General features: G+C 71.8%; 6 protein-coding genes. 4 read left to right on the forward strand and 2 right to left on the reverse strand.

Annotation, left to right across the window (positions count from 1 at the left end; all coding sequences use genetic code 11):
* Positions 1 to 39: 39 nt before the first annotated feature.
* The gene (locus ACFCV8_RS34480; RefSeq protein ID WP_376689456.1) at positions 40 to 1,572 is read right to left on the reverse strand and encodes a ricin-type beta-trefoil lectin domain protein; all 1,533 of its coding nucleotides are present in this window, start codon (positions 1,570 to 1,572) and stop codon (positions 40 to 42) included.
* Positions 1,573 to 1,678: 106 nt separating this feature from the next.
* On the opposite strand from ACFCV8_RS34480, the gene ACFCV8_RS34485 reads away from it, so the two are divergent.
* A complete protein-coding gene (locus ACFCV8_RS34485; RefSeq protein ID WP_376689457.1) occupies positions 1,679 to 3,103 on the forward strand; it encodes a class II fumarate hydratase in 1,425 nt (474 codons plus the stop codon).
* 218 nt (positions 3,104 to 3,321) lie between these two features.
* Positions 3,322 to 4,038 (forward strand): DUF402 domain-containing protein, encoded by a 717-nt coding sequence (locus tag ACFCV8_RS34490; RefSeq protein WP_376689458.1) that lies wholly within the window; start codon positions 3,322 to 3,324, stop codon positions 4,036 to 4,038.
* 96 nt (positions 4,039 to 4,134) lie between these two features.
* On the opposite strand, the gene ACFCV8_RS34495 is transcribed toward ACFCV8_RS34490, so the two are convergent.
* On the reverse strand, positions 4,135 to 4,281 hold the full coding sequence (locus ACFCV8_RS34495; RefSeq protein ID WP_376689459.1) for a hypothetical protein: 147 nt from the start codon (positions 4,279 to 4,281) through the stop codon (positions 4,135 to 4,137).
* Positions 4,282 to 4,409: 128 nt separating this feature from the next.
* Here ACFCV8_RS34495 and ACFCV8_RS34500 point away from each other — a divergent pair, with 128 nt between their 5' ends.
* Both ACFCV8_RS34500 and ACFCV8_RS34505 read left to right on the forward strand, forming a co-directional pair.
* Positions 4,410 to 6,314: a SpoIIE family protein phosphatase gene (locus tag ACFCV8_RS34500; RefSeq protein WP_376689460.1), complete on the forward strand. Its 1,905-nt coding sequence runs from the start codon at positions 4,410 to 4,412 to the stop codon at positions 6,312 to 6,314.
* 139 nt (positions 6,315 to 6,453) lie between these two features.
* The gene (locus tag ACFCV8_RS34505) at positions 6,454 to 7,923 is read left to right on the forward strand and encodes a catalase (RefSeq protein WP_376689461.1); all 1,470 of its coding nucleotides are present in this window, start codon (positions 6,454 to 6,456) and stop codon (positions 7,921 to 7,923) included.
* Positions 7,924 to 7,969 lie beyond the last annotated feature (46 nt).

The raw sequence follows: 7,969 nt of genomic DNA on the forward strand, positions 1-7,969 counted from the left end.
CCCCGCCCCTTCGCCCGTACCGGATGATCAGCGGCGCCGTTACGCGAACCGCTGCTGCGCGCCGCCGTCGCAGCTCTGGAGCCTCAGCGGTTCCCTGGCGCCCGCCAGCGTCAGGCAGAGCCCCGTCGAGGCCGCCGGGCGCAGGGTGGCCCCGTCCCTGACGAACTGCTGGTTGGCCGCGCCGGAGCAGTTGTACAGGATGAGCCCGGCGCCCGCCTTGTAGTCGGCGCCCGGCACGTCGAGGCACCGGTCGTGGCTCAGCTCGGCGCGCAGGGTCCTGGTGCCGGAGTCGTACCACCAGCCCTGGTTGCGGCCGCCGTGGCAGTCCCAGCCGGTGACCGCGGTGCCGTTGCGGGTGACCGAGGCCGGGGCGTCCAGGCAGGTGCCGGTGGCCTCGTTCCTCACGGGCTCGAACAGGTCGTCCCAGGCCCCGGCCTGGAGGACCGGCTTCCCGGTGCTGGCCGGGTCGGCGCAGCCGGCCTCACGCAGGCCGGAGTTGTAGATCTGGGTGAGGCAGGACGCGAAGGCGCCGTGACCGCGCTCGTTGGGGTGGTAGGACTGCCGCAGCGAGTTGGAGTCCGGCGGGAAGTGCCCGAGGTCGATGTAGAGGCCGCGGGCGAAGGTGTTCTCGCTGCACACCTCGTGCCCGTGGAAGAGCCGGGAGTTGTCGAGATAGACGGCCCCGGTGTCCGCGGCGGCCTTGCGCATGCCGCGTTCGAAGGAGGGGACGGCGACGTTGCGGCCCCAGGCGGCGTCGGAGTCGTATCCGGCACAGCCGCCGGGCAGCTTGCCGGGGAAGTCCGGGTTGTCGTAGAAGTCCGGGCCGATGGGGCTCGGGTAGCCCATGACCACGAGCTTGTAGTCGCCGGCGGCGTATCCCGCGCCGGACATGACGGTCCTCAGGTCCCGCACGGTCTTCTCGACCTTGGGGACGAGTCCGTCGATGCGCGCCTGCCAGCCGCCCTCGTACTTCGGCTGGCAGGTGCCCTGGGAGAGCACCCAGCGGGTGACGCAGTCGGTCATGACCGGGCCGAACTGGAGGTCGTCGTTGGCGCCGGCGACCAGCACGATCATCTTGATCCGGGTGTTGCGCGCCTTGACGGCGAGGTTGTCGCTCTGCACCAGCTCGTCGGCGTACTGCTTGGAGCCGCCGATCACGATGTTGCCGGTGTAGGCGCCGGAGCAGGCGACGTTGTACGTGACGTCCGCCGGGATGCCGGTGCGGTGGATGGCGGAGTCGGGCGAGCGGTGGCACCAGTTGTCGGGGCCGTTGGTGCCGGCCTCGTAGTTGCCGACGCCCTCGCCGGAGATCTCGCTGTCGCCCAGCGAGATCAGCCCGGTCTTGCGCTGGGCCATGGGCCGCTCCGCCGGGTCGCCGTACAGCTTGGTGGCCTCGGCGGCGCGGATCGCCTCCAGTTCGGGCGGGAGCGGTGTGGACGCGGCGGCGCGGGAGCCGGTCCCGTCCGCCGCGTTCGCCGCCGGGCCGGTGGCGAAGGCCGCTCCTCCGAGCGCCGCCGCGATGGCCGCGGCCGCCGCGACCGTACGGCGGAGTCTGCTCCTGGTACGCCTCATGGCGCCTCCCCGGGTTGTGGTTACCCCCGGTATTTACTGGTCGGTAGCTCCATTGGGAATAGAAAGAACAAGACAAGTGCTCAACTTTTTCAGGAGGTTGAACGAGATGGACGAGTCACGAACCGGCGCCGTATCCCCCGCGGACGGCACGGAATTCCGCGTCGAGCACGATTCGATGGGTGAGGTCAGGGTGCCCGCGGCCGCCAAGTGGCGGGCCCAGACGCAGCGCGCGGTGGAGAACTTCCCGATCTCCGGGCAGCGCCTGGAGAAGGCCCACATCGAGGCCCTGGCCCGGATCAAGGCCGCCGCCGCGAAGGTGAACGCGGAGCTGGCGGTGGTGGACCCGGAGATCGCCGCGGCCATCGAGTCGGCCGCCGCCGAGGTCGCCGAGGGACGCTGGGACGAACACTTCCCGGTCGACGTCTTCCAGACCGGCTCGGGCACCTCGTCCAACATGAACACCAACGAGGTGCTGGCCACGCTCGCCACCGAGCGGCTGGGCCGCGAGGTCCACCCGAACGACCACGTCAACGCCTCGCAGTCGTCCAACGACGTCTTCCCCTCCTCCATCCACATCGCGGCCACCGCTGCCGTCACCCGGGAGCTGATCCCGGCACTGGACCATCTGGCGTCCTCCCTCGAACGGAAATCCGTCGAGTTCGCCTCGGTGGTGAAGGCGGGACGTACGCATCTGATGGACGCCACGCCCGTCACCCTCGGCCAGGAGTTCGGCGGCTACGCGGCGCAGATCCGGTACGGGGTCGAGCGGCTGCGCGCCTCGCTGCCCCGCCTCGCCGAACTGCCGCTGGGCGGCACGGCCGTCGGCACCGGCATCAACACCCCGCCCGGTTTCTCCGCCGCCGTCATCGCCGAGGTGGCCCGCGCCACCGGACTGCCGCTGACCGAGGCCCGCAACCACTTCGAGGCGCAGGGGGCGCGGGACGGCCTGGTCGAGACCTCGGGCCAGCTCCGTACGATCGCCGGCTCGCTCACCAAGATCGCCAACGATCTGCGCTGGATGTCGTCCGGCCCGCGCACCGGCCTCGCCGAGATCAGCCTGCCCGACCTCCAGCCCGGCTCGTCGATCATGCCGGGCAAGGTCAATCCGGTCGTCCCGGAGGCGGTGCTGATGGTGGCCGCGCAGGTCACCGGGAACGACGCGACGGTCGCCGCGGCCGGCGCGGCCGGCAACTTCGAGCTGAACGTGATGCTGCCGGTCATCGCCAAGAACCTGCTGGAGTCGGTGCGGCTGCTGGCCAACGCCTCCCGGCTGCTGGCCGACCGCACGGTCGACGGCATCACCGCCGACGCCGAACGGGCCCGGGAGTACGCCGAGTCCTCCCCCTCCGTCGTCACCCCGCTGAACAAGTACATCGGCTACGAGGAGGCCGCGAAGGTCGCCAAGAAGTCCCTCGCCCAGCGCCGCACCATCCGCGAGGTGGTCCTGGAGTCGGGCTACGTCGAACGCGGCGACCTGACCCTGGAACAGCTCGACGAGGCGCTCGACGTCCTGCGCATGACCCGGCCGTGACCCGCGGGCCCCGGTGCCCGCCACCCGGACCGGGCCGGGGGGCGGGGCCGGTGCGGCGGACCGCGAGGCGGAGAAGGGCATCGGGCCGGGTCTCCCCCGCCCGCACGGAACCGGGGGCCCGGGGAAGGCGCGTCGGCGGGTGACGACGACACGGCGAAGCGCGGTGCCGGGGCGCCCGAGCCGGACACGCTCCGAACGACAGGCCCTAAAATCCGGCCATGGCAGGTACCGGAGAGATTGAGCGCTGGGCGCCGGGCGAGCAGATCCTGTGGCGCTACCGCCGCAACGGCGCGTCGGCGGGGAACCGGGGGCCGGGCAGCGGAGGACCGGGCAGCGGGAGCGGGGGGCCCATCCACATCTGCCGCCCCGTCACCGTGGTCCAGGACACCGACGAGCTGCTCGCGGTCTGGGTGGCGCCCGGTACCCAGTGCGTGAAGCCGGTGCTGACGGACGGCCGGGACGTGCACACCGAACCGCTCGCCACCCGCTACACCGCCCCGCGCACCACGGCCCGCTCCCCCTGGCTGGGCAACGGGGTGCTGAAGCTCGCGCGGCCGGGGGACCCGTGGTCGGTCTGGCTGTTCTGGGAGCCGCTCTGGCGGTTCCGCAGCTGGTACGTGAACCTGGAGGAGCCGGGGACCCGTTGGCGGGGCGGCGTCGATTCCGAGGATCACTTTCTCGACATCTCCGTCTACCCGGACCGCAGCTGGGTCTGGCGCGACGAGGACGAGTTCGCCATGGCGCAGCGGGCCGGTCTGATGAATCCGGGGACCGCGCGCCGGGTGCGCGAGGCGGGCCGGGCGGCCGTCGCGCTGATCGAGGGCTGGGGAGCCCCGTTCCGGGACGGCTGGGAGCACTGGCGGCCGGATCCACAATGGCGGGTTCCCGTACTGCCGGATGACTGGGACCGCACCCCCTCCGCCATGCCGTCGTGAGACCCTTGGTGCATCCCAGGAGGGCAAACGTAGGATCGCCCTCCGGGGAGCCGCTCCGCTCCGACCGGGAGGCGCGGCACCGCACCTGACCACAAGTCACCGCACGAGCACCACGCACTGCATGAGCTGTACGAGCCGCATCAGGCGTACGAATCGTATGAACCACTTCGAGGGGGTGGAGACGTGCTCGCCGTTGCCCGCCCCGTCGCCGGAAACGTTGTCACCGGACCGTTCCGCAGGCATCAGGTTTCAGCCCCTCGTTCCGGGGCATCCGGTGACAGCCGTTGTTATCGCCGCTCCTGCGGGGGCACAGTAACGCCCCAGCAGGCGATCGCCTCGTACAACCGGCCCGGACGGACGGAACCCCACGCGTGACGGAGCATCCCACCTCCCACGAAGGCCGGCAGCCTCTGGCCGCCCGGTCGCAGGAACGTACCCGGCCACGGCAGCAGGACGCCGCACCGGCCGCTTCGCCTGCCGCTGCGGCGATTCCCGGCCCCGCCCCGGCGCCCGCCCCGGGAGCCGCCCCCGCGGGGCTCGACCCGCAGGCCGCGGTCCGCCGCGAGGGCGACCGGCTGCGGTTCGTCGGCGCCGCCACCCGGCGGATCGCCCGCGGCATAGACCTGGACGAGATCGTGCTGGGCCTGTGCCGGGCCAGCGTGCCGACGTTCTCCGACGCCATACTCGTCTACCTGCGCGACCCGCTCCCGGTCGGGGACGAGCGGCCGGTCACCCCCTTCGTGCTGCGGCTGCGCCGGTCGGACCGGCTGCGGCTGAGCGAGGAGGAGACGGAGGGCCCGCCGGAGACCGAGCGGCTGCGGCTGCCGGTGATCGATCCGCACGGCGACCTGACGCCCGCGGCCGAGCTGTGCGAGGTCCGCTCCGGCGGCGCGCTGGACGAGGTGCTGCGCGGGGTGCGGCCGGTCTTCGGCGACTCGGCGGCGGCCCGGGCGGCCCTGCCCGAGCTGCTCGGCGTCGGCCGGACGGTGCCGACCGGGCATCGCGCGATCCTCGCCCCGCTGCGCGGCCGCCGGCGGGTGATCGGCGCCGCCGTCTTCCTGCGCGGTACGGAGCGGCCGTCCTTCGAGGCCAACGATCTGCTGGTCGCGGCCCAGCTGGCGACGCACACCGCGCTCGGCATCGACAAGGCCGTGCTGTACGGCCGCGAGGCGTACATCGCCGACGAGCTCCAGCGCACGATGCTGCCCGACTCGCTGCCGCAGCCGACCGGTGTCCGGCTCGCCTCCCGCTACCTCCCGGCCGCCGAGACGGCCCGCGTCGGCGGCGACTGGTACGACGCGATCCCGCTCCCCGGGAGCAGGGTCGCCCTGGTGGTGGGCGACGTCATGGGCCACTCCATGACGTCCGCCGCGATCATGGGCCAGCTGCGCACCACCGCGCAGACCCTCGCCGGGCTCGACCTGCCGCCGCAGGAGGTGCTGCACCACCTCGACGAGCAGGCGCAGCGGCTCGGCAGCGACCGCATGGCGACCTGCCTGTACGCGGTGTACGACCCCGTCAAGCACCGGATCACCGTCGCCAACGCGGGCCATCCGCCGCCCGTCCTGCTCCATCTGGGCGGCCGCGCGGAGGTGCTGCGGGTGCCCGCCGGCGCCCCGATCGGGGTGGGCGGGGTGGACTTCGAGGCGGTCGAGCTGGACGCTCCCGCCGGGGCCACGCTGCTGCTGTACACGGACGGTCTGGTGGAGTCCCGGCTGCGGGACGTGTGGACGGGGATCGAGCTGTTGCGCGAGCGGCTGGCCGCCACGGCCCGGCTGACCGGCCCGGACCACTCGCCGCCGCTGGAGGCGCTCTGCGACGACGTGCTGGACATGCTCGGCCCGGGTGACCGGGACGACGACATCGCGCTGCTCGCCGCCCGGTTCGACGGGATCGCGCCGAGCGATGTCGCGTACTGGCACCTGGAACCGGAGGAGACGGCCCCCGGGAAGGCCCGCAGGCTGGCCCGCCGGGCGCTGAGCCGGTGGGGGCTGGACGATCTGTCCGACGCGGTGGAGCTGCTGGTCAGCGAGGTGGTCACCAACGCGGTCCGCTACGCGGAGCGACCGGTGACGCTGCGGCTGCTGCGTACCGACATCCTGCGCTGCGAGGTCGGCGACGACTCCCCGCAGCTGCCCCGGCAGCGCCGGGCGCGGGACATGGACGAGGGCGGCCGGGGCCTGTTCCTGGTGAACCGGATGGCCAGGCGGTGGGGGGCGACGCGGCTCTCGACCGGCAAGGTGGTGTGGTTCGAGATGCCGCCGCGCGGCCAGTAACGGCGCCGTTCTCCGTACGGGTGCGCCGCGTGATGCCCCGTACGGAGGGTGACGAAATGTTGCCGACCTCCTGTCGGCGGGTTTCACTCGGTCGTGAACGAGACGACCTGGCCGAAACCCCACCGACGGGAGGACGCTCGTGCCCGAGGAATCCACGACCCCGAACACCGCGTACACCACCAACAACGCCGGAATCCCAGTGGAGAGCGACGAGCACTCGCTCACCGTCGGAGCCGACGGACCGATCCTGCTCCAGGACCACTACCTCATCGAGAAGATGGCCCAGTTCAACCGTGAACGGGTCCCCGAGCGGGTGGTCCATGCCAAGGGGTCGGGAGCGTACGGCCACTTCAGGGTGACCAACGACATCAGCCAGTTCACCAAGGCCGACCTGTTCCAGCCGGGCAAGGAGACCGCCATGCTGGCGCGTTTCTCCACGGTCGCCGGTGAGCAGGGCTCTCCCGACACCTGGCGCGACCCGCGCGGCTTCGCGCTGAAGTTCTACACCGAGCAGGGCAACTACGACATGGTCGGCAACAACACGCCGGTCTTCTTCGTACGGGACCCGATGAAGTTCCAGGACTTCATCCGCTCGCAGAAGCGCCGCCCGGACAGCGCGGTGCGCGACCACGACATGCAGTGGGACTTCTGGACGCTGTCCCCGGAGTCCGCGCACATGGTGACGTGGCTGATGGGCGACCGGGGCATCCCGAAGACCTACCGCAACATGAACGGCTACAGCTCGCACACCTACATGTGGGTGAACGCGGGCGGCGAGCGGTTCTGGGTGAAGTACCGCTTCAAGACCGACCAGGGCATCGACTTCTACCCGCAGGACGAGGCCGACCGGATGGCCGGGGTGGACGGCGACGTCCACCGCCGCGATCTGTACGAGGCGATCGAGCGCGGCGACCACCCGAGCTGGACGCTGTACGTCCAGGTGATGCCGTTCGCCGACGCGCCGGACTACCGGTTCAACCCGTTCGACCTCACGAAGGTGTGGCCGCACGCGGACTATCCGGAGATCGAGGTCGGGCGGATGACGCTCGACGAGAACCCGGAGGACTTCTTCGTCCACATCGAGCAGGCGTCCTTCGAGCCGTCGAACCTGGTGCCCGGCATCGGTCCGTCGCCCGACAAGATGCTGCTCGGCCGGCTCTTCTCGTACCCGGACACCCACCGGTACCGGATCGGCCCGAACTACGCGCAGCTGCCCCCGAACCGTCCGCGGTTCGGCCGGAACTCGTACGCGAAGGACGGCCCGATGCGGTACGAGCCGAGCCGTACGGGAGCGGTGTACGCGCCGAACTCCTACGGCGGCCCGGCGGCGGACACCGCGCGCTACGGCGACCCGGCGGGCTGGGCGACGGCGGGCGAGATGGTCCACGAGGCGTACAAGCTGCACAGTGAGGACGACGACTGGGGCCAGGCGGGCACGCTGGTGCGCACGGTGATGGACGACCCGCAGCGCGAGCGGCTGGTGACCAACATTTCCGGCCATCTGCTGGACGGGGTGAGTGCCCCGGTGCTGGAGCGGGCGCTGCAGTACTGGCGCAATGTCGACAAGGACCTCGGCGACCGGATCGCCAAGAAGGTCAACGGCGGCTGATCACGGCCCGCGAGGACGGGTGAGGGGCGGTGCCGGAATCCGGCAC

Origin of the sequence: Streptomyces sp. NPDC056347 (genome assembly GCF_042262625.1) — a bacterium.
Classification (GTDB): domain Bacteria; phylum Actinomycetota; class Actinomycetes; order Streptomycetales; family Streptomycetaceae; genus Streptomyces.